This is a genomic window from Stenotrophomonas sp. BIGb0135, assembly GCF_024810105.1.
Lineage (GTDB): Bacteria > Pseudomonadota > Gammaproteobacteria > Xanthomonadales > Xanthomonadaceae > Stenotrophomonas > Stenotrophomonas maltophilia_AB.
In genome coordinates, this window is sequence record NZ_JANUDX010000002.1 from 623145 (window position 1) to 649849 (window position 26705).

Annotated in this window: 26 protein-coding genes and 1 tRNA gene; 16 read left to right on the forward strand and 11 right to left on the reverse strand. The window is 68.2% G+C overall.

Annotated elements, in window-relative coordinates; translation table 11 throughout:
• Nucleotides 1-64: 64 nt before the first annotated feature.
• Both fdxA and M2421_RS07325 read right to left on the reverse strand, forming a co-directional pair.
• Nucleotides 65-388 (reverse strand): ferredoxin FdxA, encoded by a 324-nt coding sequence (fdxA, locus tag M2421_RS07320; protein WP_259204648.1) that lies wholly within the window; start codon nucleotides 386-388, stop codon nucleotides 65-67.
• Between the two features lie 108 nt (nucleotides 389-496).
• Nucleotides 497-1402 (reverse strand): SMP-30/gluconolactonase/LRE family protein, encoded by a 906-nt coding sequence (locus M2421_RS07325; protein WP_259204650.1) that lies wholly within the window; start codon nucleotides 1400-1402, stop codon nucleotides 497-499.
• A gap of 208 nt (nucleotides 1403-1610) precedes the next feature.
• Here M2421_RS07325 and M2421_RS07330 point away from each other — a divergent pair, with 208 nt between their 5' ends.
• Nucleotides 1611-3032 carry a sugar porter family MFS transporter gene (locus tag M2421_RS07330; RefSeq protein WP_259204652.1) on the forward strand — a complete coding sequence of 474 codons (1422 nt, stop codon included), beginning with the start codon at nucleotides 1611-1613 and terminating at the stop codon, nucleotides 3030-3032.
• A 66-nt stretch (nucleotides 3033-3098) separates the two neighbouring features.
• On the opposite strand, the gene M2421_RS07335 is transcribed toward M2421_RS07330, so the two are convergent.
• Nucleotides 3099-3173: transfer RNA gene (locus M2421_RS07335), tRNA-Glu, on the reverse strand.
• 44 nt (nucleotides 3174-3217) lie between these two features.
• On the opposite strand from M2421_RS07335, the gene pcnB reads away from it, so the two are divergent.
• The 7 genes from pcnB (at nucleotide 3218) to pgi (ending at nucleotide 9161) form a co-directional block, all read left to right on the forward strand.
• On the forward strand, nucleotides 3218-4594 hold the full coding sequence (gene pcnB, locus M2421_RS07340; protein WP_259204660.1) for a polynucleotide adenylyltransferase PcnB: 1377 nt from the start codon (nucleotides 3218-3220) through the stop codon (nucleotides 4592-4594).
• A gap of 3 nt (nucleotides 4595-4597) precedes the next feature.
• Nucleotides 4598-5086 (forward strand): 2-amino-4-hydroxy-6-hydroxymethyldihydropteridine diphosphokinase, encoded by a 489-nt coding sequence (gene folK, locus M2421_RS07345; RefSeq protein ID WP_259204663.1) that lies wholly within the window; start codon nucleotides 4598-4600, stop codon nucleotides 5084-5086.
• A gap of 31 nt (nucleotides 5087-5117) precedes the next feature.
• Entirely contained in the window at nucleotides 5118-5933 is an 816-nt protein-coding gene (gene panB, locus M2421_RS07350; protein WP_259204664.1) for a 3-methyl-2-oxobutanoate hydroxymethyltransferase, read from the forward strand.
• A complete protein-coding gene (panC, locus tag M2421_RS07355; protein ID WP_259204668.1) occupies nucleotides 5930-6772 on the forward strand; it encodes a pantoate--beta-alanine ligase in 843 nt (280 codons plus the stop codon). The genes panB and panC overlap by 4 nt, the downstream gene beginning before the upstream one ends.
• 20 nt (nucleotides 6773-6792) lie before the next feature.
• Nucleotides 6793-7110, forward strand: a complete 318-nt coding sequence (locus tag M2421_RS07360; protein WP_259204669.1) for a DUF5076 domain-containing protein — start codon at nucleotides 6793-6795, stop codon at nucleotides 7108-7110.
• Nucleotides 7111-7269: 159 nt separating this feature from the next.
• On the forward strand, nucleotides 7270-7650 hold the full coding sequence (panD, locus tag M2421_RS07365; protein ID WP_259204673.1) for an aspartate 1-decarboxylase: 381 nt from the start codon (nucleotides 7270-7272) through the stop codon (nucleotides 7648-7650).
• Nucleotides 7647-9161, forward strand: coding sequence for a glucose-6-phosphate isomerase (pgi, locus tag M2421_RS07370; protein WP_259204678.1), 1515 nt, complete (start codon nucleotides 7647-7649; stop codon nucleotides 9159-9161). Before panD ends, pgi begins: the two co-directional genes overlap by 4 nt.
• Before the next feature lie 840 nt (nucleotides 9162-10001).
• Here the strand turns inward: pgi and M2421_RS07375 are convergent.
• Both M2421_RS07375 and M2421_RS07380 read right to left on the reverse strand, forming a co-directional pair.
• The gene (locus M2421_RS07375; protein ID WP_259204679.1) at nucleotides 10002-10580 is read right to left on the reverse strand and encodes a response regulator transcription factor; all 579 of its coding nucleotides are present in this window, start codon (nucleotides 10578-10580) and stop codon (nucleotides 10002-10004) included.
• Nucleotides 10577-11803: an ATP-binding protein gene (locus tag M2421_RS07380; RefSeq protein WP_259204686.1), complete on the reverse strand. Its 1227-nt coding sequence runs from the start codon at nucleotides 11801-11803 to the stop codon at nucleotides 10577-10579. Before M2421_RS07380 ends, M2421_RS07375 begins: the two co-directional genes overlap by 4 nt.
• A 555-nt stretch (nucleotides 11804-12358) precedes the next feature.
• On the opposite strand from M2421_RS07380, the gene ispG reads away from it, so the two are divergent.
• The 3 genes from ispG to M2421_RS07395 all read left to right on the forward strand — a co-directional run bounded on the left by ispG (nucleotide 12359) and on the right by M2421_RS07395 (nucleotide 15182).
• Nucleotides 12359-13624: a flavodoxin-dependent (E)-4-hydroxy-3-methylbut-2-enyl-diphosphate synthase gene (ispG, locus tag M2421_RS07385; RefSeq protein WP_259204687.1), complete on the forward strand. Its 1266-nt coding sequence runs from the start codon at nucleotides 12359-12361 to the stop codon at nucleotides 13622-13624.
• Nucleotides 13605-14312 carry a phosphatase PAP2 family protein gene (locus M2421_RS07390; protein ID WP_259204688.1) on the forward strand — a complete coding sequence of 236 codons (708 nt, stop codon included), beginning with the start codon at nucleotides 13605-13607 and terminating at the stop codon, nucleotides 14310-14312. Before ispG ends, M2421_RS07390 begins: the two co-directional genes overlap by 20 nt.
• Nucleotides 14313-14534: 222 nt before the next feature.
• Nucleotides 14535-15182, forward strand: coding sequence for a response regulator (locus tag M2421_RS07395; protein ID WP_259204704.1), 648 nt, complete (start codon nucleotides 14535-14537; stop codon nucleotides 15180-15182).
• A gap of 103 nt (nucleotides 15183-15285) precedes the next feature.
• Here the strand turns inward: M2421_RS07395 and M2421_RS07400 are convergent, their stop codons facing one another.
• From M2421_RS07400 to zwf, 5 genes are all read right to left on the reverse strand, one after another.
• On the reverse strand, nucleotides 15286-15945 hold the full coding sequence (locus tag M2421_RS07400) for a bifunctional 4-hydroxy-2-oxoglutarate aldolase/2-dehydro-3-deoxy-phosphogluconate aldolase (protein WP_259204707.1): 660 nt from the start codon (nucleotides 15943-15945) through the stop codon (nucleotides 15286-15288).
• A gap of 271 nt (nucleotides 15946-16216) precedes the next feature.
• Nucleotides 16217-18133 carry a phosphogluconate dehydratase gene (gene edd / locus M2421_RS07405; protein ID WP_259204716.1) on the reverse strand — a complete coding sequence of 639 codons (1917 nt, stop codon included), beginning with the start codon at nucleotides 18131-18133 and terminating at the stop codon, nucleotides 16217-16219.
• Nucleotides 18134-18178: 45 nt separating this feature from the next.
• Complete coding sequence (pgl, locus tag M2421_RS07410; RefSeq protein WP_259204726.1) at nucleotides 18179-18901, reverse strand: 6-phosphogluconolactonase; 723 nt, start codon at nucleotides 18899-18901, stop codon at nucleotides 18179-18181.
• Nucleotides 18898-19905, reverse strand: coding sequence for a glucokinase (glk, locus tag M2421_RS07415; RefSeq protein ID WP_259204734.1), 1008 nt, complete (start codon nucleotides 19903-19905; stop codon nucleotides 18898-18900). The genes pgl and glk overlap by 4 nt, the downstream gene beginning before the upstream one ends.
• Nucleotides 19902-21344: a glucose-6-phosphate dehydrogenase gene (zwf, locus tag M2421_RS07420; RefSeq protein ID WP_259204743.1), complete on the reverse strand. Its 1443-nt coding sequence runs from the start codon at nucleotides 21342-21344 to the stop codon at nucleotides 19902-19904. Before zwf ends, glk begins: the two co-directional genes overlap by 4 nt.
• A gap of 352 nt (nucleotides 21345-21696) precedes the next feature.
• Between zwf and ugpC the strand changes: the two genes are divergently transcribed.
• Nucleotides 21697-22788 (forward strand): sn-glycerol-3-phosphate ABC transporter ATP-binding protein UgpC, encoded by a 1092-nt coding sequence (ugpC, locus tag M2421_RS07425; RefSeq protein WP_259204751.1) that lies wholly within the window; start codon nucleotides 21697-21699, stop codon nucleotides 22786-22788.
• A gap of 108 nt (nucleotides 22789-22896) precedes the next feature.
• Here ugpC and M2421_RS07430 read toward each other — a convergent pair whose 3' ends face one another.
• Nucleotides 22897-23760: a folate-binding protein gene (locus tag M2421_RS07430; protein ID WP_310439517.1), complete on the reverse strand. Its 864-nt coding sequence runs from the start codon at nucleotides 23758-23760 to the stop codon at nucleotides 22897-22899.
• Nucleotides 23761-23799: 39 nt separating this feature from the next.
• On the opposite strand from M2421_RS07430, the gene M2421_RS07435 reads away from it, so the two are divergent.
• Genes M2421_RS07435 through sdhA form a run of 4 tightly spaced genes read left to right on the forward strand, consistent with a single transcriptional unit; the run spans nucleotide 23800 to nucleotide 26627 of the window.
• Nucleotides 23800-23973 (forward strand): DUF1674 domain-containing protein, encoded by a 174-nt coding sequence (locus M2421_RS07435; RefSeq protein WP_259204761.1) that lies wholly within the window; start codon nucleotides 23800-23802, stop codon nucleotides 23971-23973.
• Between the two features lie 56 nt (nucleotides 23974-24029).
• Nucleotides 24030-24422 (forward strand): succinate dehydrogenase, cytochrome b556 subunit, encoded by a 393-nt coding sequence (gene sdhC, locus M2421_RS07440; protein ID WP_259205047.1) that lies wholly within the window; start codon nucleotides 24030-24032, stop codon nucleotides 24420-24422.
• Entirely contained in the window at nucleotides 24419-24805 is a 387-nt protein-coding gene (gene sdhD, locus M2421_RS07445; protein WP_259204770.1) for a succinate dehydrogenase, hydrophobic membrane anchor protein, read from the forward strand. The genes sdhC and sdhD overlap by 4 nt, the downstream gene beginning before the upstream one ends.
• 31 nt (nucleotides 24806-24836) lie before the next feature.
• Nucleotides 24837-26627: a succinate dehydrogenase flavoprotein subunit gene (sdhA, locus tag M2421_RS07450; protein WP_259204774.1), complete on the forward strand. Its 1791-nt coding sequence runs from the start codon at nucleotides 24837-24839 to the stop codon at nucleotides 26625-26627.
• Nucleotides 26628-26705: the final 78 nt, after the last annotated feature.

Below are 26705 nucleotides of genomic sequence, written 5' to 3' on the forward strand. Positions count from 1 at the left end.
GGCGCTACCGGACATGAAAAAGGGCGCCCATGGCGCCCTTTTTCAGTGCCGCACGCTGCGTTGCTCAGCGCTCCAGCAGCGGCAGCTTGTCCGGCTTGCCGTCCCAGTCGCCGGCGTCGGCGGGCGGGTCCTTGCGCACGGTCAGTACTGGCCAGGCCTTGGCCAGTTCGGCATTGAGCCCCACGAACACTTCCTGCCCGGCGGGCACGTCGTCTTCGGGGAAGATCGCGTTGACCGGGCATTCCGGTTCGCACAGGGTGCAGTCGATGCACTCGTCCGGGTCGATCACCAGGAAGTTCGGGCCTTCATGGAAGCAATCCACGGGGCACACTTCCACGCAATCGGTGTGTTTGCACTTGATGCAGTTTTCGGTGACGACAAAAGGCATGGCTGGATCTGAATCCGACAGTAAGCCGGACAATTCTAGAACAGGTTGGGCGTCGGCGCGGGATTGGATCTCACTTGGCGCTGCAACGGAGGGGGTGGCCGGTCGCGATCACCAGCGGAACGGGGCATCGGGCAGGCCGGCGAGGCCGGTCTCGATGGCGAACACGCCGCCGGCATGCGGGCTGGCCGCCAGCGCTTCGGCGCTGTGGTCCAGGCGCGAGCTGGTCACCATGAGCGTGGTCAGGTCGGCTCCGCCCAGGGCGACACAGGTGGGGTTGGTCACCGGCATCGGCACGATCCGCTCGATCCGGCCGTCGCCGCCGTAGCGCACCACGCGCGACGCGCGCCACTGCGCATTCCACAGGCTGCCCTCGGCATCGATGATGGCGCCGTCCGGTTCCCAGCTGCGGTCCTCCAGCCGCGCGAACAGGCGCGGGCGGTGGCAACGCGCCAGCGCGGGGTCGTAGTCGCAGCACCAGATTTCCGGGCGCACCGAGTCGCAGTAGTACATCGTGCCGCCATCGGGACTGAAGCAGATGGCGTTGGGGATCACCACGCCGGGCAGGTCGAGCGGGCGCAGGCCGCGGCACGCGCTGTACTGGTAGAAGCGCCCCAGCGGTTCGCGCGCAGGATCTTCGTTCATGGTGCCGAACACCAGGTTGCCGGCGCGGTCGGTGCGGCCATCGTTGCTGCGCGTGCCCGGGTGCTCCGGCTGCACGTCGGCCAGCCACTGCAGCGCCAGGGTGCCGTCCGGGGTATCGATGTCGGCGCGTTGCAGCGAGCCGGCCAGGGCGAGCAGCAGCGTCCCGTCGTCACCCTCGGCCAGGCAGCCGGGGCGGTCGGGCAGGTCCCAGTGGCGGCGGCTGCCATCGGCGGCGAGGTACTGCCACAGGCGTCGCTCGCTGATGTCCACCCAGAACAGGCACTGGCGGCGCGGCGACCACAGCGCGCCTTCGCCATGGGTACAACGGCTGTCGACCAGCAGGGAGGGGGTGGCGGAAATGGCAGGCGTCATCAGGGCGGGGCAGGCGGCGGCGGGTCGGGCATTCTGCCAGCGTTGATGGCAACGGATCGTGGGGATCGGGCGCGGCGCGACAGCGAGCGTCGTTCCCGGGCCATGCTGGCTGGGCGGCATGGTGTTGCGGGGCGGACCTGTGCGACGCTGCGGCCATCCCGTGGTCGCGCGGTTGGCGGCCGTCCCCCTTCCCCGGCAAGGTGCGTCCATGTCCACAGCGCTTCCCCGATCCGTCGCCCGCGGCGAGAACACCGGCTTCATCGTCCTGATCAGCTGCGTGGCCACCATTGGCGGCTTCCTGTTCGGCTTCGACAGCGGCGTGATCAATGGCACCGTGGACGGGCTCAAGCAGACCTTCCAGTCCAGCCAGGCCGGGATCGGCTTCGAAGTGGCCTCGATGCTGCTCGGCTGTGCGTTCGGCGCGTTCTTCGCCGGGCGGCTTGGCGATCGGCTCGGCCGGCGCGGGGTGCTCATCATCGCCGCGGTGATGTTCCTGCTGTCCGCGCTGGGGGCCGGCGCGGCGCACAGTTCGGCGGTATTCGTGCTGGCGCGGGTGGTCGGGGGCTTCGCGGTCGGCGCGGCCAGCGTGATGTCGCCGGCCTATATCGCCGAGGTCGCCTCGGCGCGCTATCGCGGGCGCCTGGCCACGGTGCAGCAGATGGCGATCATCAGCGGGCTGTTCTGTGCCTTCCTCAGCAACTTCCTGTTGGCGCGCGCCGCCGGGGCTTCGACCGAGCCGCTGTGGCTGGGGCAGGAAGCCTGGCGCTGGATGTTCTGGATGCAGGCGCTGCCCTCGGGCCTGTTCCTGGTGTTGCTGCTGCGCATTCCCGAGAGTCCGCGCTACCTGGTGGTGAAGGGCCGGCAGGACGAGGCGATGGCGGTCTTGACCCGGTTGTACGGACCGGACGAGGCGAGGGCCAAACTGGCCGAGATCGACGGGTCGCTGGCCGGCGAGGCGCACCGCCCGCGGCTCTCGGACCTGCTCGACACGGCCAGCGGGCGGCTGCGCCGGATTGTCTGGATCGGCATCGGCCTGGCCGTGTTCCAGCAGCTGGTCGGGATCAACGTGGTCTTCTATTACGGTGCGGTGCTGTGGCAGGCGGTCGGCTTCTCGGAGAACGACGCGCTGTTGATCAACGTGCTGTCCGGGGCGCTGAGCATCGGGGCGTGCCTGCTGACCATCGTGCTGATCGACCGGATCGGGCGGCGGCCGTTGTTGTGGATCGGCTCGCTGGGCATGGCCGTGTCGCTTGCCCTGGTCACCGTGGCCTTCGCCAGCGGCACCCTGGACGGCGGGCGGCTGCAGCTGTCCGATGGCATGGGCCGGCTGGCGCTGGTCGCGGCCAACGTCTACGTGGTGTTCTTCAACATGTCTTGGGGCCCGGTGATGTGGGTCATGCTGGGCGAGATGTTCCCCAACCAGATCCGCGGGTCGGGGCTGGCGGTGGCCGGCGCGGCGCAGTGGACGTCCAACTTCGCCATTACCGTCAGCTTCCCGGTGCTGCTGACCGGGATCGGCCTGGCCGGGGCGTATGGCATCTATACGGCGGCAGCGGCGGTCTCGATCGTCTTCGTGCTGCGGTACGTGCGCGAGACCAAGGGCAAGGAGCTGGAGCAGATGGAGGGATGAGCCGGGCCCGGCCCTGCAACGCAAAAACCCCGCCGGGGCGGGGTTTTTGGCTTTCTGCACCGCGACTGGTGCTCCCTAGGGGACTCGAACCCCTGTTTTAGCCTTGAGAGGGCCACGTCCTAACCTCTAGACGAAGGGAGCAGGCTTTGTCGCGAACTGCGCAGCGCGCTAGTATATGGACCTAGATGCCATTGGGCAATCCCGAAAACTCAACCGGAAGCGCCAACATCAATTCTTCTGCTACATCACCGTTCAGCCTGCGCGTGATTCCGCGCGACCAGCACACCATCTCCCGCAAGGACATCAGCCCCAACGCCCTGCGCGTGTTGTACCGGCTGCGTGATTCCGGGTTCGCCGGTTACCTCGTCGGGGGCGCCGTGCGCGACCTGCTGGTCGGCGGCAACCCCAAGGACTTCGACGTGGCCACCGATGCCACGCCCGAGCAGGTCAAGGCGCTGTTCCGCAACTGCCGCCTGATCGGCCGCCGCTTCCGCCTGGCCCATGTCGTGTTCGGTCGCGAGATCATCGAAGTGGCCACCTTCCGCGCCAACATCGATGACGGCAGCGGCGACCGCGAGATGGAAAACGGCATGCTGGTCCGCGACAACGTCTATGGCAGCATCGAGGACGACGCGATCCGCCGCGACTTCACCTGCAATGCCCTGTACTACGCGATCGAGGACTTCTCGGTGCGCGACTACACCGGCGGCTTCGAAGACGTGCAGGCGCGCCTGATGAAACTCATCGGCGATCCTGAAAAGCGCTACCAGGAAGACCCGGTGCGGATGCTGCGCGCGGTGCGCCTGGCCGCCAAGCTCGGTTTCCAGATCGACGACGCCAGTGCCGAGCCGCTGCCGCGGCTGGCCAACCTGCTCGGCGAAGCCGCACCGGCGCGCCTGTTCGAGGAAGTCCTCAAGCTGTTCCTGTCCGGGCACGGCGTGGCCAGCTTCGAAGGGCTGGAGCGTTACGGCCTGCTCGACGTGATGTTCCCCGAGAGCGCCGCGGCGCTGCGCAGCAACCGCAGCGGTGCGCTGCGCCGGATGGTCATCGAGGGCCTGCACAACACCGACCTGCGCGTGGCCAACGACGAACCGGTGTCGCCGTCGTTCCTGTTCGCGTTGCTGCTGTGGCCGGCATTCTGCCGCGCCCTGGCCAGTCTGCAGAAGCAGGGCGTGGCGCTGGAAGAGGCGCAGCGACGCGCGGCCGACCGCGTCACCCTGCACCAGCTGACCACCATCGCGCTGCCGCGCCGCTTCTCGCTGCCCATGCAGGAGATCTGGCTGCTGCAGGGTCGCTTCGGCTCGCGCCAGCGCAAGCGCGTGATCCGCACGCTGACCCACCCGCGTTTCCGCGCGGCCTATGACTTCCTGGTGCTGCGCCAGGTCGCCTCCAGCGAGCACACCGCCGACGTGGAGTTCTGGCGCGAGGCCCAACTGCAGTCCGGCCCCGAGCTGGATTCGGCGCTGGATGCCGCGCAGGCCGATGGCGAAGGCGAAGACGGCGCGCCGCGCAAGCGTCGCCGCCGCCGTCGCCGGCCGGGCGGGGCTGCTGCAGGCGAGTAAGCGGTGACCACGGCCTGCATCGGGTTGGGCGCCAACCTCGGCGACGCCGCGCAGACCCTGCGCGATGCCTTCGAGGCGCTGGCCGCGCTGCCGCATACCACCTTGCGGGCGCGCTCGCAGCTGTACAGCACGCCGGCCTGGGGCAACCTCGACCAGCCGGCGTTCGTCAATGCCGCCGCGCTGCTGGAGACCACGCTGTCCGGCCCGGACCTGCTGGATGCACTGCTGGCGATCGAGCGCGGCTTCGGCCGCGTCCGCGCGCCCGGCGTGCACTGGGGCCCCCGCACGCTTGACCTGGACCTGCTGCTATATGGCGAACAGGTCATCGACCTGCCGCAGTTGCAGGTGCCGCATCCCTACCTGCATGAGCGCGCGTTTGCGTTGTTGCCACTGGCCGAGATCGCCCCGGAGGCGGTGATTCCGGGACGGGGTCGCGTGCGGGATGCTGTGATGCGGGTCGAGGCCTGCGGGATCGCGCCAATAGGGGGATAATGCGGGGCTTATCGCCACCGGTTATCAGCTCATGAGTACCCACGCAGACAGCAAGCCCTGGACCGTCCCGGCGTTGGCCGAGGCCAAGCGCAACGGGCAGAAGCTGGTGATGTTGACCGCCTACGACGCGGGGTTCGCGCGGGCGTTCGATGCCAACGGGGTGGACCTGATCCTGATCGGCGACTCGCTGGGCATGGTGGTGCAGGGGCACGATTCGACCCTGCCGGTGACCACCGACGACATGGTCTACCACACCCGCGCGGTCGCCCGCGTGCTGCAACGCGCGCTGCTGGTGGCCGACCTGCCGTTCGGCGCCGACGCCACCCCCGAACGCGCGCTGGATGCGTCGCTGCGCCTGCTCCAGGCCGGCGCGGAGATGGTCAAGATCGAGGGCGCCGGCTTCAAGCTGGACATCATCCGCTACCTGGTCGAGCGCGAGATCCCGGTCTGCTCGCACCTCGGGCTGACCCCGCAGTCGGTGCTGCGCCTGGGGGGGTACCGCGTGCAGGGGCGTGGCGATGCCGCCCAGCAGCTGCGCGAGGACGCCAAGGCCGCGGTCGCCGCCGGCGCCACCCTGATCGTCCTCGAGTGCGTGCCCACGCCGGTCGCCGCGCAGGTCACCGCCGAGGTGAGCGTGCCCACCATCGGTATCGGTGCCGGCCCGCAGTGCGATGGACAGGTGCTGGTGCTGCATGATTTCCTCGGCCTGGACAGCGGCCACCGTCGACCCAAGTTCGTCAAGGATTTCCTTGCCGAAGGCGGTTCGGTGGCCGGTGCCGTCCGTGCCTACGCCGACGCCGTGCGCGACGGCTCCTTCCCCGACGCAGAACACGCCTACGCCTCATGATCGACACCGTCACCGAACTGTCCCGCCTGCGCGCCATCGTCAACGGCTGGAAGCGCGAGGGCCTGCGCGTCGCGCTGGTCCCCACCATGGGCAACCTGCATGCGGGCCACTATTCGCTGGTCACGCTGGCGCGGCAGTACGCCGACCGCGTGGTCTCCAGTGTCTTCGTCAACCCGACCCAGTTCGGCCCGAACGAGGACTTCACCCGTTACCCGCGTACGCCCGAGGCCGACACCACCGGCCTGGAGCAGGCCGGCTGCGACGTCCTGTGGCTGCCCACGGTGGAGTCGATGTACCCGTTCGGGGTGGCGCTGGCCGCCAGCGTCAACGTGCCGGGCATCAGCGGCCTGCTTGAGGGCGCACACCGGCCGGGCCATTTCGATGGCGTGTGCACGGTGGTCTCGCGCCTGTTCAATCAGGTCCAGCCGGACGTGGCCGCCTTCGGCAAGAAGGACTACCAGCAGTTGGCGGTGATCCGCCAGATGGTGGAGGACCTGGCCTTCCCGATCCAGATCGTCGGCGGCGACATCGTGCGTGAAACCGACGGCCTGGCGATGAGCTCGCGCAACCAGTACCTCAACGCCGAGCAGCGCCTGATCGCCACCCGCATCCACCAGGTGCTGCTGGGCATGCGCGAGGGCTTCATCGCCGGCAAGACCCGCAGCGTGATCGAGGCCGATGCCACGGCGGCGCTGCAGGCCGCCGGCTTCCAGGTGGACTACGCCGTGCTGCGCCTGCCGGACCTGTCCGAGCCGGCCGATGCCAATGATGGCACCCGGGTGGCGCTGATCGCCGCGCGCATCGGCACCACCCGCCTGATCGACAACCTGGAGTTCTGAGGGCCCGCCCCGGAAACCCGATGAACGAACGCCCCATTCCCGCGGCCGCGCTCGCCGACGACCACGCCGTGGAGATGCTGCGGGTGTGGATCGCCGCGCGCGGCCTGCAGTGTTCGATGAAGATCGGCCTGCACGAGGCCTCGCTGGGCATCGCGGAAGAGCGGGCCTGGGGGATGATCCTGGCCGATACCGCCCGCCAGCTGGCCGAAGCCATCGCCGGCCTGCGCGGCAGCGCCGACCCGGCCGACGCGCTGGAGGCGATCATCGGCCATTTCCTGGCCGAGGTCGGCCAGCCGGCCTCGCCGGAGAACGGCGCACCGGTGGCCGGCGACGGCTGAGGCCGGGTGGTCCGACGGGCGCAGCGCAGGCCCTGCAAGGGCGGGGAGCCCCCGCCTGGCTGAATGAATGGCAGTGCCCGCGCCGGGCCGGGCGGTCAGGACCTGCCGCCGATCCGGCGGGTGCTAGAATTTCCCTTTCCTTTACCGTTGTCCCGTGCCATGCACCTTTCCCTGCTCAAGACCAAGATCCACCGCGCCACCGTCACTCACTCCGAGCTGAACTACGAGGGTTCCATCGCCATCGATGACAACCTGCTGCTGGCCACCGGCATCCGTGAGTTCGAACAGGTGCACATCTGGGACGTCACCAACGGTGCGCGTTTCTCCACCTATGCCATTCGTGCCGAAGCCGGCAGCGGCGTGGTCTCGCTCAACGGTGGCGCCGCGCGCCACGTGCAGGTGGGCGACATCATCATCATCGCCGCCTTCGCCAGCATGAGCGAAGAAGAAGCTGACGGCTTCAAGCCGAAGTTGGTATATGTGGACGGCAACAACCAGATCTCCCACACCAACGACAGCATCCCGACCCAGGCCGCATGACACAGCACAACGGATTCGACCCGCTTCATCCTCATGCCCAGCGCCTGCGTGGCGCGAGCATCCCTTCGCTGCTCGCCGCCGAACCGGAGCGGGCACGAACGTTGGGCGTGCGGGTCGGTCCGTTGTACGTCAATTTCGCGCGGCAGAAGTACGACCGCGCGGCGTTGGACGCACTGCTGCAACTGGCCGCCGAGCGCGATGTCGCCGGCGGCGTCCAGCGCCTGTTCCGCGGTGAGACAGTCAACGTGACCGAGGGTCGCGCCGCGCTGCACACCGCGTTGCGCGGCGACCTCGGCGGCGCACCGGTCGCGGGCGAGGCATTCGCCACCGCCGCCACGGTGCGCGCGCAGATGGGCGAGTTGATCGCCGCGCTGGAAAAAACCGGCGTCACCGATATCGTCAGCGTCGGCATCGGCGGCTCGGACCTCGGTCCGCGCCTGGTCGCCGATGCGCTGCGCCCGGTCACCGGCGCGCGCTTCCGCGTGCACTTCGTCTCCAACGTGGACGGCGCCGCCATGCAGCGCACGCTGGCCACGCTGGACCCGGCCACGACCGCCGGCATCCTGATTTCCAAGACCTTCGGTACCCAGGAAACCCTGCTCAACGGGCAGATCCTGCATGACTGGCTGGGCGGCAGCGAGCGCCTGTACGCGGTCAGTGCCAACCCGGAGCGTGCGGCCAAGGCGTTCTCGATCGCCGCCGGTCGCGTGCTGCCGATGTGGGACTGGGTGGGCGGGCGCTATTCGCTGTGGTCGGCGGTCGGATTCCCGATCGCGCTGGCGATCGGTTTCGAGCGTTTCGAGCAGCTGCTGGCCGGTGCCGCGCAGATGGACGAGCACGCGCTGACCGCACCGCTGGACCAGAACCTGCCGGTGCTGCATGCGCTGACCGACATCTGGAACCGCAACCTGCTCGGCCACGCCACCCATGCGGTGATGACCTACGACCAGCGCTTGGCGCTGCTGCCGGCCTACCTGCAGCAGCTGGTGATGGAAAGCCTGGGCAAGCGCGTGCAGCTCGATGGCCGCCCGGTCGCCAGCGACACCGTGCCGGTGTGGTGGGGCGGGGCGGGCACCGACGTGCAGCACAGCTTCTTCCAGGCATTGCACCAGGGCACCAGCGTGATCCCGGCCGATTTCATCGGCTGCGTGCGCAACGATGATCCCTACGTGGTCAACCACCAGGCGCTGATGGCCAACCTGCTGGCGCAGACCGAAGCGCTGGCCAACGGCCAAGGCAGCGACGATCCGCACCGCGAGTATCCCGGTGGCCGCCCGAGCACGCTGATCCTGCTCGACGCGCTCACCCCGCAGGCCCTGGGCGCGTTGATCGCGATGTACGAACACGCGGTGTACGTGCAGTCGCTGATCTGGAACATCAACGCCTTCGACCAGTTCGGCGTGGAGCTGGGCAAGCAGCTGGCCAGCCAGCTGCTGCCGGCGCTGCAGGGCGAGGCGCACGCGATCACCGACCCGGTGACGCTGGAGCTCCTGGGACGCCTGACTGCCTGACCGCGCGTAGAGCCGACCGTTGGTCGGCTGCAGGGATGTAGAGCCGACCGTTGATCGCGGCAGGTATGTAGAGCCGACCGTTGGTCGCGGCAGGTATGTAGAGCCGACCGTTGGTCGGCTATCGCGCGCAGCGCGCGGGGGGTGATCGTTGTCGTGAAGAGCAGCCGACCAACGGTCGGCTCTACCGGTGTTCGCGCAGCGGACCAACGATTGGCATTACCGATGTTCGCGCAGCCAACCAATGGTCGGCAGCACCGATGTTTGCGCAGCCGACCGTTGGTCGGATGCAGGGATGTAGAGCCGACCGTTGGTCGGCTATCGCGCGCAGCGCGCAGGGGTTGATCGTTGCGGTGAAGAGCAGCCGACCAACGGTCGGCTCTACCGGTGTTCGCGCAGCGGACCAACGGTCGGTATTACCGGTGTTCACGCAGCCAACCAATGGTCGGCATTACCGATGTTTCCGCAGCCGACCGTTGGTCGCTGCGGGGATGTAGAGCCGACCGTTGGTCGGCTATCGCGCGCAGCGCGCAGGGATTCATCGTTGCGGTGAAGAGCAGCCGACCAACGGTCGGCTCTACCGGTTTTTGCGCAGCGGACCAATGGTCGGCCTCACCGATGTTTCCGCAGCCGACCGTTGGTCGGCTGCAGGGATGTAGAGCCGACCGTTGGTCGGCTATCGCGCGCAGCGCGCGGGGTTGAACGTTGCGGTGAAGAGCAGCCGACCAATGGTCGGCTCTACCGGTGTTCGCGCAGCCGACCAACGGTCGGCATTACCGGTGTTTCCGCAGCCGACCAACGGTCGGCATCACCGGTGTTTCCGCAGCCAACCAACGGTCGGCATCACCGGGTCGGGTCGCGTTCCGGGCTGGGGCGTTTGGCCAGCTTGCGCTGCAGCGAGCGGCGGTGCATGCCCAGCAGCCGCGCCGCGGCCGACACATTGCCGCCGGTTTCATGCATCGCCTGCTGGATGTGTTCCCACTGCAGGCGACTGATCGGGGTCATCGCATCCGGTGGCTCGAGTTCGCCATCATCGGCCGGGCCATCGTCTTCCTCGCCGAGCGCGCGCAGGATCATCGGCACCGTGGCCGGCTTGGGCAGGTAGTCGTCGGCCCCCAGCTTGATCGCTTCCACCGCGGTGGCGATGCTGGCGTAGCCGGTCACCAGCAGGATCCGCATGTCTTCGCGCAGGGCGCGCAGCGGCTGGATCAACGACAGGCCCGATTCGGCGCCCAGTTTCAGGTCGATCAGCGCATAGGCGGGCGGTTGCTGGCGGGCCAGCATCAGCGCCGAGGCGATGTCGCTGGCCGTTACCGTTTCCAGGCCCTTGCGGGCCAGGCTGCGCTGCAGGGTGCGCAGGTACAGTTCGTCGTCATCAACCAGCAGGCCATGGCTGGCGGCGGGCAGGGGGGGCGTGGTCATGCGGAGGTCTCCTGGGAGGCCAGGGGCAGGCGGAAGCCGACGCGGGTACCGGCACCATTGGCCGGGCGCATCCACAGCTCGCCGTCCAGGCGTTCGATGGTGGCATGGGACAGGGCCAGGCCGACGCCCATGCCCTGGGTCTTGCCGCTGTTGAACAGGGTGCCGGGCAGGACGGCCTGGCGTGCGTCGAAGCCGTGGCCGTAGTCGCGCACTTCACCGATGAGGTCATCGCCTTCGATGCGCAGGGTGAGGTCGACCTGCGGGCGCTCGGCCTTCTCGCCGGCGTCGGCGGCGTTGTTGAGCAGCACCATCAGCAGGTGGCCGATGCCCGGGTCCAGCGGCAGCTTCAGCGGGGCGTCGTCGTTGCGCTTGAGGGTGATGGTCGGGCGCACCAGCCGCCATTGCTCGAGCACCTGCGGCAGGGTCACGACCTCGCGACCGGGCGCATCGCCGGCGGCGGGGCGGGCCAGCGCCAGTACCCGTTCGCGGCACTGCACCAGCAGCTCGCGCAGGGTGTCCACGTCTTCGCGCACTTCCGGGCTGTCGGCCTGGTCGGCGATGTCGTCGGCGAGCAGGGTCATGGTCGCCAGCGGGGTGTTGAGTTCATGCGCGACGGAGGCGGCATGGGTGGCCAGCGCGACGATGCCTTCGTTGCGGACGAAGCGTTCGCGCAGCATGGCCAGTTCGTGCTCGCGCTGGCGCAGGGCGATCGCCAGGCGGGTGGCGAACACCAGCACGACGGTGGCCGATAGCAGGAAATTGCACACCACGCCCCACTGGTGCATCTGCATGGCCGTGAAGTAGCCGGCCGGCAGTGGCAGGCCGAAGATGCCGCTGGCGGCGTAGCCGACGAGGCAGGTGGCGGCGACTGCGAGGGTCCAGCGCAGCGGCAGGGCCAGCGCGGCCAGGGCGATCAGGATGAGGAAGAGCGAGCCGAACGGGTTGCCGATGCCGCCGCTCCAGCCGACCATCCAGGTGAGGATGATGACGTCGACGAGGATGTGGCCGAACGCGGTGACCGGGGCGGTGTCGGCGTGGTGTACGCGCAGTTGGGCGTAGAGGTTGAACAGGGCCAGTGCGGCGACGCCGGCCCAGAGGGGGCGTTGCGGGAGTTCGAGGCCGAGTACGGAGGTGGCGACGAGGATGGTGGCCGCCTGGCCGGCCACGGCGAGCCAGCGCAGGCTGCACAGGGTACGGAGGAAGGGGGCGTCGGTACCGGTCATGACGCACATGCTATGCGCTCGGCGCGCGACCTGCCTGCGACAATCGGCCGCATCGGGGGGGGGATTTGGTTTTTTAAAGGCTACAGAGCTCTGGAGCTTGAGAGCCGAAGCCGCGAGTGCGGGCCTGCGCTGGCTGGGGTGGGCGCGGGTGGCGTTGCGGGACACGCCGTGAACCCTCCCCTGGGGGCTCTTTTTGCGCCATCCATGGCGCAAAACGGTCCCGCAACGCCACCCGCACCCACCCCCTTCAGTGGGTCGGTGCGCAGGGGGGGAGCAACGGCAACGGCAGTGGGATTGGGAAGGGCACGGGGAAGGAGAAGGGGAAGGAGAAGGGGAACGGGAAGGGGAAGGAGAAGGAGAAGGAGAAGGGTGGGGGAGTGGAGGAGGGGAAGGGGGAAGGGGGAGGCTGGGCAGGCTCGGCGCTGCCGTCGGTTTTGAGGGCGCCCGTCTGCGCCGCGTGTGAGGTCGGGCGACGACGGGTGACGAGGAAAACCGCAGATGAGTCGTGCTTCAAGGCAGTCACCACCGGCGCGCCCGGCGCGGTAAAATGCCGGGATGCACGACGCCGTCAGCCAACCGACCCAACCCTCCGACACCACCGTGTGGGCCCGCCGCCAGACCCAGGCCGTCCGCATTGGCGGGGTGGTGGTGGGGGGAGGCCAGCCCGTGGTGGTGCAGTCGATGACCAACACCGACACCGCCGACGTGGCCGCCAGCGTCAAGCAGGTCGCCGAATTGTGGCGGGCCGGGTCGGAGATGGTGCGGTTGACCGTCAACAACCCCGAGTCGGCCGCGGCGATCCCGCGCATCGTGGAAAAGCTGCGGATGATGGGGATCGAGGTCCCGCTGATCGGCGACTTCCACTACAACGGCCACCAGCTGCTGACCCAGGAGCCGGCCTGCGCCGAGGCATTGGCCAAGTACCGGATCAACCCCGGCAACGTCGGCTTCGGCAAGAAGAAGGACACCCAGTTCGCGCAGTTGATCGAGTTCGCGATCCGCTACGACAAGCCGGTGCGCATCGGCGCCAACTGGGGGTCGCTGGACCAGTCGCTGGCTGCGCGCCTGATGGACGAGAACAGCCAGCGGGCGCAGCCCTGGGATGCTGGCCGGGTGCTGCGCGAGGCGCTGATCCGTTCGGCGCTGGACTCAGCGCATACCGCCGTCGAACTGGGCCTGCCGCGCGATCGCATCGTGCTCTCGGCCAAGGTCAGTGGCGTGCAGGAGCTGATCGCGGTCTACCGCGACCTGGCCCAGCGCTCGGACTTCGCCCTGCACCTGGGCCTGACCGAAGCCGGTATCGGCAGCAAGGGCATCGTCGCCTCCTCGGCGGCGCTGGCGGTGCTGCTGCAGGAAGGCATCGGCGACACCATCCGCATTTCGCTCACCCCGGAACCCGGGCAGTCGCGCACCGCCGAGGTGATCGTGGCCCAGGAACTGCTGCAGACCACCGGGCAGCGTGCCTTCACGCCGCTGGTCACCGCCTGCCCGGGCTGTGGCCGCACCACCTCCGAGTTCTTCCAGGAGTTGGCCAAGGTGGTGCAGAACCACGTGCGCGGGAAGATGCCGGAATGGAAGGTGAGCCACCCGGGCGCGGAGAACATGACCCTGGCGGTGATGGGCTGCATCGTCAACGGCCCGGGCGAATCGCGCCATGCCAACATCGGCATTTCGCTGCCGGGCACCGGCGAAACGCCGGCCGCGCCGGTCTTCGTGGACGGCGAAAAGACCGTGACGCTGCGCGGCGACAACATCGCGCAGGAGTTCGTGGCGCTGATCGACGATTACGTCGAACGCAAGTATGTCCGCAGCGTCGGATAAGCCCGCGCCGCTGGCCGCACCCGAGCCGGCCGCCGGCTTCCGCCACTGGATGGCCCAGAACGCCTGGCGTTTCGTGCTGCTGTTCGTCGGCGTGCTGCTGCCGCTGGCCGCTTTCGTGGCCCTGGCCGATGAAGTGCATGAGCTGGAGTCGTTCTATTTCGACGCGCCGCTGCTGTGGACCCTGCACGGGTTGCATTCGCCGGGGCTGGACCGCTTTTTCGTGCTGCTGTCCAAGCTGGGCTATGAGTGGTTCCTGATCCCGGTCGACGTGCTGATCGTCGCCGTGCTGCTGGCGCTCAAGCGCTGGCGAGAGGCCAGTTTCGTGGCGATCTGCTTCGTCGGCTCGGCCTTGTTGAACATGGGCAGCAAGCAGTTCTTCCAGCGCGACCGGCCCAGCCTGTGGGAATCGATCGCCCCGGAAAGCACGTTCAGTTTCCCCAGTGGCCACGCCATGGGCTCGATGACCCTGGCGGTCACGGTGGTGCTGCTGGCCTGGAACACCCGCTGGCGCTGGCCAGTGCTGGTGCTGGCGCCTGCGTTCAGCCTGCTGGTCAGCGTGTCGCGGGTCTACCTGGGCGTGCACTACCCGTCGGACATCCTGGCCGGGTGGTGTGCGGCGCTGGTTTGGGTGGTAGGGTGCTTCCTGGTCATGTTTCGACGCGGGGGCCCCTGGCGGCACCTGCGCTGAGCCAGGCGGACGCGGGCGCGCCGATTGCGCCACTCCCCGCAGGCGTACACTGATAGGTGTAGTAAACCGATAAAGCCTGGGGTGAAAGGCTTAGGGGAAGGGCAGGCAAGCATGGGTGTGATGCGGGCACCAGAACGCGCCGACAGGGGGGACATGTCCTTGTTATCACGCACCCCCGCGGCTAGGCTTGCCCCCGTTCGCAGCGTTTGAAGAGGTGCGTGGATGACGATTCGAGTGTATCTGGTGGACGATCATGCGCTGGTGAGAACCGGCATGAAGATGATCCTGTCCAACGAGACCGATATCGAGGTAGTCGGTGAAGCGGACTCCGGTGAAGATGCGTTGCCTGACATCCGTCAGCTGCGACCGGACGTGGTGTTGTGCGACCTGCACCTGCCGGGCGTGAGCGGGATGGAAGTCACCGAACGGGTGGTGCGGGGCGACCACGGCACCCGCGTGGTGATCGTATCGGTGCTGGAAGATGGCCCCATGCCCAAGCGGCTGCTCGAGGCCGGTGCGTCCGGTTATATCGGCAAGGGCTGCGATGCGCAGGAACTGCTGCGTGCCGTGCGCGACGCGGCGATGGGCCGACGCTACCTGGGCAGCAGCATCGCGCAGAACCTGGCGCTGTCCAACGTGGAAGGCAGCCAGTCGCCGTTCGACACCCTGTCCCCGCGCGAGCTGGAAGTGGCGCTGCTGCTCACCCAAGGCCTGCGCCAGGAAGACATCGCCAAGCGCCTGAGCCTGAGCGCCAAGACCGTCAACACGCACAAGGCGCGCCTGTTCGAGAAGATGGGCATCCACGACAACATCGCACTGGCGCGCATGGCCAGCCAGTACGGCCTGGTGGATCCGGCGCGCCCGATGTAACCGCCGACGACAGGTGCACTCAAAAAAACGCCCGGGCATGCCCGGGCGTTTTTTATGTCATGGGTGGAGCCACGCCCTGCGTGGCCGCGCCCCGATGCAGGCCTCAGTGCGAGCGCACCCGCGCAACGATCCTGGCGGCCTGCGCCGCGCTTTCGCGCACCTTGTCCCACTGGCCGTGTTCGATCCAGTTGCCCGGCACCATCCACGAGCCGCCGATGCAGACCACGTTCTTCTGCTCCAGGTACTCGGCCGCGGTGTCCTCGGTGATGCCACCGGTCGGGCACAGCTTCAGGTCCGGGATCGGACCGGCCAGGCCCTTGATCATCGCCAGCCCGCCCACGGCCGAGGCCGGGAACAGCTTGCACACCCGGAAACCACGCGCATACAGCGCCAGCATCTCGGTGGGCGAGGCCGCACCGGGCACCACCGGCAGCGGCGCCTGCGCCAGCGCATCGGCCATGTGCGCCGGCGTGCCCGGCGTCACCAGGAAGTCTGCGCCGGCATCGATCGACTGCTGCATCTGCTCCACCGTCAGTACCGTGCCCGCACCCACCACCACATCGGGCAGCTCGCGCTTGAGCATCGCCAATGCCTCCATCGCCACCGGCGTGCGCAGCGTCAACTCGATGGCCGGCAGCCCGCCTTCCAGCAGCGCGGCGCTGACCGCACGGGCCTGATCGAGGGTATGCACCGTCACTACCGGCAGGATGCCAGCGGCAAGCAGCAGGGATTCGGCGCGTTTCTGGTGTTCGGCGATGCTCATGTGTTCGTTCTCTCTTTTCAGTGACTGCAGCGCAAACGACGCGCCGGAATGTGTCCGAGGGCCGCGGATCGCCCTGGTCGGGACCGTCGAGCGGCATGGGCCCGACGCAGGCGTCGGGCCGGTTGGGCAGGACGCCCAACCCTGCCGTGCCGTGCGCGCAGGGTCGCGTACACGCGCAAGCCGCTTGCGAGCCCCCATTGAGGGGGTGACAACGTGTCCTGATCAGGGCCAACCGCTGCCTCGGCCAGGACAACCCACCGCTGCGTTTGCCTCAGGCGTCCTTGCTCTCATGGGGCGCCGCCGCAGCAGCAGCATCACGGCCCAGGTCGTACTCGGCGTCGTAATTCCAGATATCGCCGTCAGCCGTCGCCGGCCCGCACGAAATCGAAATCGCGCCCTGGTCGGCCGGACCCACCACGCGCCGGTTCAGCGCGAACAGGTTGCGGCCCAGGTCGTTGGCCGCCGGTGCCGTGTTCGGTGCCGGCGCGCGTGCGGCGAATTCCGCCGCATCCACCAGCAGCTCCAGCGTGCCTGCTTCACCATCCAGGCGGATGATGTCGCCTTCGCGCACCCGTGCCAGCGGCCCGCCGCGCGAGGCTTCCGGGGTCATGTGGATCGCCGCCGGGAACTTGCCCGACGCGCCCGACAGACGCCCATCGGTCACCAGCGCCACCCGGCGCCCCTGGTTCTGCAGCAGCCCCAGCAGCGGGGCCAGCGAATGCAGTTCCGGCATGCCGTTCGCACGCGGTCCCTGGTAACGCACCACCGCCACGAAATCGTGCGGCAACACACCAGCGGCATGCAGCTTGTTGAGCACCTGCGGCGCATCGACCACCACGGCCGGCGCCTCGATCGTGCGGAACTCCGGCTTCACCGCCGACAGCTTGATCAGCGACCGGCCCAGGTTGCCGCGCAGCAGGCGCAGACCGCCCTGCGCTTCAAACGGCTCGGCCACGCCACGCACCACGCCGGGATCGGCGCTTTCGCGCACACCGTCGACGTAGGTCAGGGTGCCCTCGCGCAGGGCCGGCTCCTGGCCGTACTGGCGCATCCCGCCTTCGGCCACGGTCTGCAGGTCGGCGTGCATCAGCCCGGCGTCCATCAGTTCGCGGAACACGAACGCGGTACCGCCGGCAGCGGCGAAACGGTTCACGTCGGCCTCGCCGTTCGGATACACCCGGGCCAGCAGCGGGATCAGCTGCGAGAGCTGGTCCATGTCGTCCCAGGTCAGCACGATGCCGGCCGCACGCGCCACCGCGATCCAGTGGATGGTGTGGTTGGTCGAGCCGCCCGTGGCCATCAGCGTGACCACCGCATTGACGATCGCGCGCTCGTCGATCAGCCGGCCGAGCGGACGGAAGTCATCGCCCAGCGCGCTGATTTCCAGGGCGCGCTCGCCGGCGCGGCGGGTGAGTGCGTCGCGCAGCGGCGTGTCCGGATTGACGAACGACGCGCCCGGCAGCTGCACGCCCATCGCCTCCAGCAGGGTCTGGTTGGAGTTGGCGGTGCCGTAGAAGGTGCAGGTGCCGGCGCCGTGGTAGGAGGCCGCCTCGGCTTCCAGCAGTTCCTCGCGGGTGGCCAGGCCCGCGGCGTAGCGCTCGCGCACTTCGGCCTTTTGCTTGTTCGGGATGCCCGGGGTCATCGGCCCGGCCGGCAGGAAGATCGCCGGCAGGTGGCCGAACGCCAGCGCGCCGATCAGCAGGCCCGGCACGATCTTGTCGCACACGCCGAGGTAGACGCTGGCATCGAACATGTCATGGCTCAGCCCGATCGCGGTGGACTGGGCGATCACGTCGCGCGAGAACAGCGACAGCTCCATGCCGCCGCGGCCCTGGGTAACCCCGTCGCACATCGCCGGCACGCCGCCGGCGACCTGCGCGGTGGCGCCCATCTCGCGGGCCACCTGGCGCAGGATCTCCGGGTAGTGCTCGAACGGCTGGTGCGCCGACAGCATGTCGTTGTAGGCGGTGATGATGCCGAGGTTGGGGGTGACGCCGCCGCGCAGGCGCGACTTGTCGGTCGGGCCGCAGGCAGCGAAGCCATGGGCGAGGTTGCCGCAGCTCAGGCGCGAGCGGAACGGGCCGTCGCGCAGCGCGGCATCGATCCCGGCAAGGTAGGCGGCGCGCGAGGCGACGCTGCGCTGGACGATGCGCTGGGTGATGGCATGGAGTTGGGGATGCAGGCTCATTGGCTACCGGCTATGAGAAGGCGAACGGAACAACACCGGAGGAGATCAGTCACACCAGTGGACGCGCAGTTTGGCGCCGTCGAGATCGATCGCGTTGAGGATGGGATACAGCTGCGGATTGTTGCTTTCCAGCGCCTGTTTGAGCACTTCCAGCTTCTGCTTGCCACGCAGCAGCAACAGGCGCTGGCGACACTGCTTGAGGCCGTGCGGGGTGAGGGTGATGCGCAGCGGCCACTGGTTGGAACCGGGGCAACCGGTGGCGTCCAGTGCGGCGTAGGGCAGGGTGCTTTCCAGTGCGCGGGCAAGGTCGCGGGAGCCGGGGAAGAGCGAGGCGGTGTGCCCGTCGTTGCCCATCCCGAGCACGCTCAGGCACGGCGCCTGGCTGTGCTGGGCCTGCAGGTTGGCGGTGTAGACGCATTCGGGCAGCGGCTTGCCGACCCGCACCAGCGGATCGAAATGCGCGCCTTCGGCACGCGCGAGGAAGCTCTCGCGGACCAGCCAGGCATTGCTGTCGCGGTCCTGCGGCGACAGCCAGCGCTCATCGACCAGGCTCACTTCAACGCGGTCCCAGTGCACGTCCAGTTCGGCCAGCGCCTGGTACACCGGCGCCGGCGTGGTGCCGCCGGACAGCAGCATGCGCGCGCGGCCGAAGGTGGTGATGTCCTGGTTCAGCGCCTGCGCCATTTCCGCGGCGATGGCCTCGATCCAGCCATCGGCATCGCCGTGGCGGATCAGCGTGAAGCGATCGGAGGTGTCCAGCGTGTTCATGCGTTGATTCCTTCCAGGTCGCGCTCGACATCGGCGGCGTAGGCGGCCGAACCGAGCAGGCCCGCATGCGGGTGCATCACCGCCAGCGACGGGACGCGGGCCATGATCGAGGAGAAGCGGCCCTTGTGTTCGAAGCGCTGGCGGAAGCCGGAATGCTGCAGCGAGTCGAGCATCTTCGGGGTCAGGCCGCCGGTCAGGAACACGCCATCCCAGGCGCCCTGCATCAGCACCAGGTCGCCGGCGATCGCGCCGAACACCGCGCAGAACACGTCCACCGTGCGCATCGCCTGCGGGTCGCCGTGCAGCGCACGGGCGGTGACGTCCACCGGCTGCAGCTGGCCCGGATCGATGTCGGCCATCTCGCAGACCGCGCGATGGATGTTGACCAGGCCCGGGCCGCAGATCAGGCGCTCGTTGGAGACGCGGCCGAACTGCTCGGAGAGGATCTCCAGGATGCGGATTTCTTCCGGCGTGCCGGGCGGGAAGCTGACATGGCCGCCTTCGGTTTCCAGCGGATAGCAGCGCCCGTGGCGCAGGATCAGGCCACCCACGCCAAGCCCGGTACCGGGCCCGATCACCGCGTAGTTGCGCGGCTGGCCGGGCTTGCCGGGTACCCACGCCGCGCCGCCGACCTGGACCACGTCCTGCGGCTGCAGCAGCGAGATGGCCATTGCCTGTGCGGCGAAATCATTGATCAGGTGCAGCTCGTCGAAGCCGAGCATGTGCGCGGTGCGGCTGCGCGAGATCACCCACGGATGGTTGGTGATGCGCGCTTCGTCGCCGTCCACGCGCCCGGCCACGGCGAACACGCCGCGGGTGGCCTGTGCACCCACCTGTTCAAGGTAGTGCTGTGCCGCCTCGCCCAGCGAGGGGAACTCGGCGACCGCGAATTCGCGGATGCTGTCCTGCTGCAGCGGTGCGTCCAGGCTGGTGTCGGCCAGGGCGAAGCGGGCGTTGGTGCCGCCGATATCGGCGACCAGGACCGGTTGGTTCTGCAGCGTCATGCGTTGCCGTCCTTGCGGCCGGCATCGGCATCGACTTCGGCGGGCAGGAAGCCGGCGGCCTCGGCCGGGCCCCATTCGCCGGCAGGGTAGGGCTGCAACGGCAGGCTGGCGGCCTTCCAGGCATCGCTGACGCTGTCGATCCACGCCCACGCGGCGCGCACTTCGTCATCGCGCACGAACAGCGCGTGGTTGCCGTTGAAGGCGTCCAGGAACAGGCGCTCGTAGGCGATGCGGCGGTGCAGGCCGGTGGGCACGGACAGTTCCAGTTCCAGCGGATGCAGTTCCAGCGCGCCCCATTCCGGGCCGGCCAGCGAGCTCATCAGGCCCAGCTCGATGTTCTCCTGCGGCTGCAGCTGGAAGACGATGCGGTTGGGCGTGGCGTTGCGACGATGCGGCCGCTCGAACAGCCAATGCGTGACCGGCTTGAGCGTAACCACCACGCGAGTGGTGCGCTCGGCCAGGCGCTTGCCGGTGACCAGGTGGAACGGCACGCCGGACCAGCGCCAGTTGTCGATATGCGCGGTGACGCCGGCGAAGGTTTCCACGTCGCTGCCTTCCGGCGGCTGGTAGGCCTGGGCGGGCTGGCCGTTGATGGTGCCGGCGGTGTAGCGGCCGCGCACGCTGTCGCGCGCGGCGTGCTTGGCGTCGAGCGGGCGCAGGGCGCGCAGCACCTTGACCTTCTCATCGCGGATGCGGTCGGCTTCCAGCGAGGCCGGCGGCTCCATCGCCACCAGGCACAGCAGCTGCAGGATGTGGCTCTGGACCATGTCGCGCAGCGCGCCGGAGCGGGCGTAATAGGCATCGCGGCCATCCACGCCTTCGCTCTCGGCGACCAGGATGTGCACCGACTCGATGTAGTTGCGGTTCCAGACCGCTTCCAGCAGCGTGTTGCCGAAGCGCAGCGCGATCAGGTTCTGCACCGCGGCCTTGCCCAGGTAGTGGTCCAGGCGGAACACGCGGTCTTCGTCGATCCACTGGCCGATGGTGGAGATGATCTCCTCGGCACTGGCGCTGTCGCTGCCGATCGGCTTTTCCAGCATCAACCGGTGTGGTGCGGCCAGGGCGCCGCCCTTGGCCAGGCCTTCGCAGGTGGAGATGTACAGGCCCGGCGGGATGGCCAGGTAGCTCACGCAGTGGCGGTCGACCAGGTCGCTGACCGACTCGGCCACCGAGTCCGGGTTGCGCAGGTCCACCGAGCGGTAATCGATGCGCATCAGCAGCGAATGGATGTCGTCCTGGCTCGCCATCGGCATGGCCTGCTGCAGGCGCGGCCGCAGGATCTCGCGGAACCCCTCGGTGTCGTGCGGGGACAGGGCCAGCGCACGGATCTTGAAATCTTCCGCCAGCAGGCCGTCGCCCAGCAGGCGCAGCAGGGAGGGGAACAGGTAGCGCTGGGCCAGGTCGCCGGTGGCGCCGAACAGGAAGAGGGTGTCGTGCATCGCTCGAGTTTCAGATCCGGGTGACATCGTTGTCAATCGCTTCTCGTCTATGTTCTCGGGGGTCTCGCCGGGCGTGATGTCCGATGTTGCAGAGGCAACATGAACAGGCACGCGCCTGCGCATCATGGGGCATGTTGCGGGCGGATCGGGAGACTGTGGACTCCCCGACGCGTCGCGGTCATGACCGACCAACGGATACTGCCACGTGAAAACGTTTACATGGCAGAATGAGCAGACTGTATTCGATTGCAGTGGTCGCCGTCATGCGGCACCACGCCATCGACCTGCCATCGGGAGGGCCGAAGGCAGTTCCGCACAACAGCCCGGCAGCGGGCGGACTGGAATGGGTGATATGGCAAAAGTGCAGTTGCAGGGCGTGCGCAAGGTCTACGACAACGGCCAGGTGGCCGTCCAGGGCGCGACCTTCGAAGTGGCCGATGGTGAATTGATGGTGCTGGTGGGGCCGTCCGGGTGTGGCAAGTCGACCTTGCTGCGCATGGTCGCCGGCCTGGAAGAGATCAGCGGCGGCACGCTGACGATCGGTGACCGGGTGGTCAACGACGTGGCGCCCAAGGACCGCGACATCGCCATGGTGTTCCAGAGCTATGCGCTGTACCCGCACATGACCGTGGCCGAGAACCTGGCCTTCGGCCTGAAGCTGCGCGGCCACGACAAGGCGACGATCGGCAAGCGGGTCAGCGAAGCGGCCGAGACGCTGGGCCTGACGGACATGCTCGACAAGCTGCCCAAGGCGATGTCCGGCGGCCAGCGCCAGCGCGTGGCGCTGGGCCGTGCGCTGGTGCGCGAGCCGGCCGTGTTCCTGCTGGACGAGCCGCTGTCCAACCTGGACGCCAAGCTGCGCCACAGCGTGCGCACCGAAATCGCGCAGCTACACCGCAAGCTGGGCACCACGATGATCTACGTGACCCATGACCAGGTCGAGGCGATGACCCTCGGCCAGCGCATCGTGGTGCTGAAGGATGGCGTGATCCAGCAGATCGATACGCCGATGGCGTTGTACGACCGCCCGGCCAATCTGTTCGTGGCCGGCTTCCTTGGCAGCCCGGCGATGAATGTGCTGCGCGGCACGCTGCAGCGCACCGACAGCGGCATCGCGGTGCAGGAAGCGCAGTTGACCGCGCCGCTGGGCCAGGCGACGGTCGATCCGGCCTGGATCGGCAGGACCGTTGCGGTGGGCGTGCGGCCGGAGCACCTGCAGCCGGCGGCGGCGGGGGATGCGACGGGCTTCGAGGCGACCATCGACGGTATCGAGCCGGTCGGCAACGAGATCTTCGTCAACATGACCCGTGGCGGCCAGGCGCTGGTGATGCGCGTGGCGCCGCAGGCATTGCCGCAGGTCGGCGAGAGCATCCGCGTGGCGATCCACCCGAAGGGGCTGCACTTCTTCGACGCCGAGACCGGCGAGCGCTTGAACGCGGGCTGAGGTGGCGGGGGGGCGGTGGATGCCGGCCAGCGGCCGGCTCCCCGCACCCCCATCAACGCGCCTGGGGTGGCGCATCGACGTGTGACGTCTCGACCCGCGTCGAGATGCCTACCGGGCCAGCCCGTCCAGCAACGGCAGCGGCGCGGCGTCGAGGCCGTCCACCGACAGCGGATCGCTGGCGATCTCCAGCGGCAGCACCGCCAGGGCGAGGTCGCCGGCCACGCTGGCCACCGTGCCGATCGCCGCGCCGTTCTGCTGCACCTGCGCGCCGCTGGCGATACCGTTGCCGACCCGCAGCAACTGCAGGGCCCGCTTGGCCTTGCCGAGGAAGTGGGTGCGCGCCACGATTTCCTGGCCGGGATAGCAACCTTTCTTGACGCTGTAGCCGTTCAAGCGGTCCAGGCCCAGCTGTTGCGGTGTCCATTGTTCGCGCTGGTCGGCGGCCAGGCGGGGCACGCCAAAGCGCAGGTCCGATTGCCGCCAGGCCAGCGCAATGCCGGCGTCGTCGAGCGCCGCGGTACCTGCACGCGGTGCGATCCGCAGCGTGCGAGGCAGCGCATCGCTGCCCACGTCCAGCTCCAGCGTCTCACCGTTGACGGCGATTGCTGCGCCAGCGGCGGCATCCGGCGCGGTGAAGCTGCCGCCCACGGCATGGTCATCGCGCACCGTGATGCTGAGCTTGCGACGGAAGACAAAGCGCTGCAATTGCGACGCAATCGCATCGGCATCGCCGTCGGCGAGCACCAGCAGGATGCGGTCCTGGTCCACCCGGATCAGCTGGAACACAGCAATGGTGCGGCCTTTGGCGTTCAGCCAGGCGCTCCACTGCCAATGCCGGACGGGCAGGGCGGTCACGTCGCTGGCGAATTGGGCGTGGGCAAACACGGCCGCATCGGGCCCGTCCAGACTGAGCAGCTGGTGACCGGAGAGGCGCGGAAAACCGTTGAAATCCATGGGCAGGTTGTCAGGCAAGTGAACGGGGTCTAAAATTTGTGCGTTGCGAGACCACCCATGATAGGCCAAACAACCCCCACTCCAGATACCGACTCCGAAGCCCCGCAGGTCGACCAGGCGCAACCGCTGCCTGAGACGCCCGCGGTGCCCGTGGAAATTGGTGGCCGCGGCGGACTCGATCCGGTGCGGTATGGAGACTGGGAGAAAAACGGACGCTGCATCGATTTTTGATCAGCATTGAGCCAACGCGGCATTGCGCCGCCCAGCCGAGACAACGAGCCCAGCGAATGGCCGCCAGAGAACGTCCCCTTTCCCCGCACCTTCAGGTGTATCGCTGGCAGATCCAGATGGCCACCTCGATTCTGCATCGAGCGACCGGCATCTTTCTGTCTGTTGGAGCCCTGATCATTGCCGGCGGCCTGCTCGCCCTCATGATGGGCCCTGCCTCCTGGAACTGCTTCACCGATCACGCTGGTAGCTGGTACGGCAAGCTGTTCCTGTTCGCCTGGACCTGGTCCTTCGCCTACCACCTGTGCAACGGCCTGCGCCACATCGTGCAGGACTTCGCGATCGGCTTCTCGATCCCGGCGTTCGTCCGCAGCAGCTGGATCTCCGTCTTCGCCAGCCTGGTGATCACCGCCCTGGTCTGGGCCTATGTGTTCGTCGGAGCCGCCGCATGAACAAGTTCCGTACCCCGTTGAAGAACGTGCGTGGCCTTGGCGCTGCCAAGACCGGCACCGAGCACTTCGTGATGCAGCGCCTGACCGCCACCGCGCTGGTGGGCCTCACCGTGTGGTTCCTGGTGTTCGTGCTGAGCCTGATCGGCGCCGATTACGTGACCGCCACCGACGCGGTGTCCAAGCCGTGGAACGCGGTGCTGCTGGTCGGCTTCCTGGTCGCGATGTTCTGGCACGCCCAGCTCGGCCTGCAGGTCGTGCTGGAAGACTACATCCACAACTCGCTGCTGGCCCTGGCGCTGCAGACCACGGTGAAGTTCATCGCCGTGCTCGGCGCGATCGTCAGTGTTTTTGCGGTCGCCCGCATTGCGCTCGGCGTTGCCTGAGTCCAGGCACCAAGACAGGAATCCAGATTAGATGTCCGCTTACAAGATTACGGAACACAAGTACGACATGGTCGTGGTCGGCGCCGGTGGCGCAGGCCTGCGCGCTACGTTCGGTCTTGCCGCCAAGGGCCTGCAGACCGTCTGCCTGACCAAGGTCTTCCCGACCCGCTCGCACACCGTGGCCGCGCAGGGCGGTATCTCCGCCGCGCTGGGCAACATGGGCGAAGACGACTGGCGCTACCACTTCTTCGACACCATCAAGGGCTCGGATTGGCTGGGTGACCAGGACGCCATCGAGTACATGTGCCGCGAAGCGATCCCGGCCATCATCGAGCTGGAACACTACGGTGTGCCGTTCAGCCGCACCGAAGACGGCAAGATCTACCAGCGCCCGTTCGGTGGCATGACCACCAAGTACGGCGAAGGCCCGTCCGCGCAGCGTACCTGCGCCGCCGCCGACCGTACCGGCCACGCCATGCTGCACACGCTGTACCAGCAGTCGCTGGCGCACAACGCGCGCTTCATGATCGAGTACTTCGCCCTCGACCTGATCTTCGATGAGGAAGGCGTCTGCCGCGGCGTGCTCGCGCTGGACATGGCCGACGGCTCGCTGCACCTGTTCCGCGCCCACGGCGTGGTGCTGGCCACCGGCGGTTACGGCCGCGCCTACTTCAGCGCCACCTCGGCCCATACCTGCACCGGCGACGGCGGCGGCCTGGTCATGCGTGCCGGCCTGCCGATGCAGGACATGGAGTTCGTGCAGTTCCACCCGACCGGCATCTACGGCGCGGGCTGCCTGATCACCGAAGGCGTGCGTGGCGAAGGCGGCATCCTGCGCAACAGCAATGGCGAGCGCTTCATGGAGCGCTACGCACCGCACTACAAGGACCTGGCCTCGCGCGACGTGGTGTCGCGTTCGATGACCATCGAAATCCGCGAAGGCCGCGGCGTCGGCGAGCACAAGGACCACATCCTGCTCGACCTGACCCACCTCGGCCCGGGCGTGATCGACGACAAGCTGCCGGGTATCGCCGAAAGCGCCCGCATCTTCGCCGGCGTGGACGTGCACAAGCAGCCGATCCCGGTCATCCCGACCGTGCACTACAACATGGGCGGCATCCCGACCAACTACCACGGCGAAGTCGTGCGCAAGGTCGGCGACAACCCCGATGCGGTCGTGCCGGGCCTGTACGCGATCGGCGAAGCGGCCTGCGTGTCGGTGCACGGCGCCAACCGCCTGGGCTCCAACTCGCTGCTCGACCTGGTGGTGTTCGGCCGTGCGGTGGCCAACCGCTGCGCCGAGACCATCAAGTCCGGCGCGCCGCACAAGACCCTGCCGTCGGACGCGTGCGACAAGGCGCTGGGCCTGCTGGACAAGCTGCGCTACGCCAACGGCGACACCCCGACCTCGGTCATCCGCGACAACATGCAGCGCACCATGCAGAACGACGCGGCGGTGTTCCGTACCAGCAAGACGCTGGAAGAGGGCTGCAGCAAGATGGCCGAGATCTTCGACTCCTTCCAGGACGTCAAGGTCTCCGACCGTTCGCTGGTGTGGAACTCGGACCTGATCGAAACCTACGAGCTGAACAACCTGCTGCTCAACGCGGTGGCGACGATCAACTCGGCCGAACAGCGCAAGGAAAGCCGTGGCGCGCATGCGCATGAGGACTTCCCGGACCGCGACGACGTCAACTGGCAGAAGCACACGCTGGTCAACGTCGACGACAACGGCAAGTGCAGCTTCGACTATCGCCCGGTGCACATGTACACGTTGAGCAAAGACGTGGACGTGGTGCCGCCGAAGCCGCGCGTGTACTAAGAGACCTGCGGCATGACCTCCGGCCACGCAGCGCCAGCACGCCTTCCTGCCCGCCAGGGCAGGGGGCTGCGCGCGCCG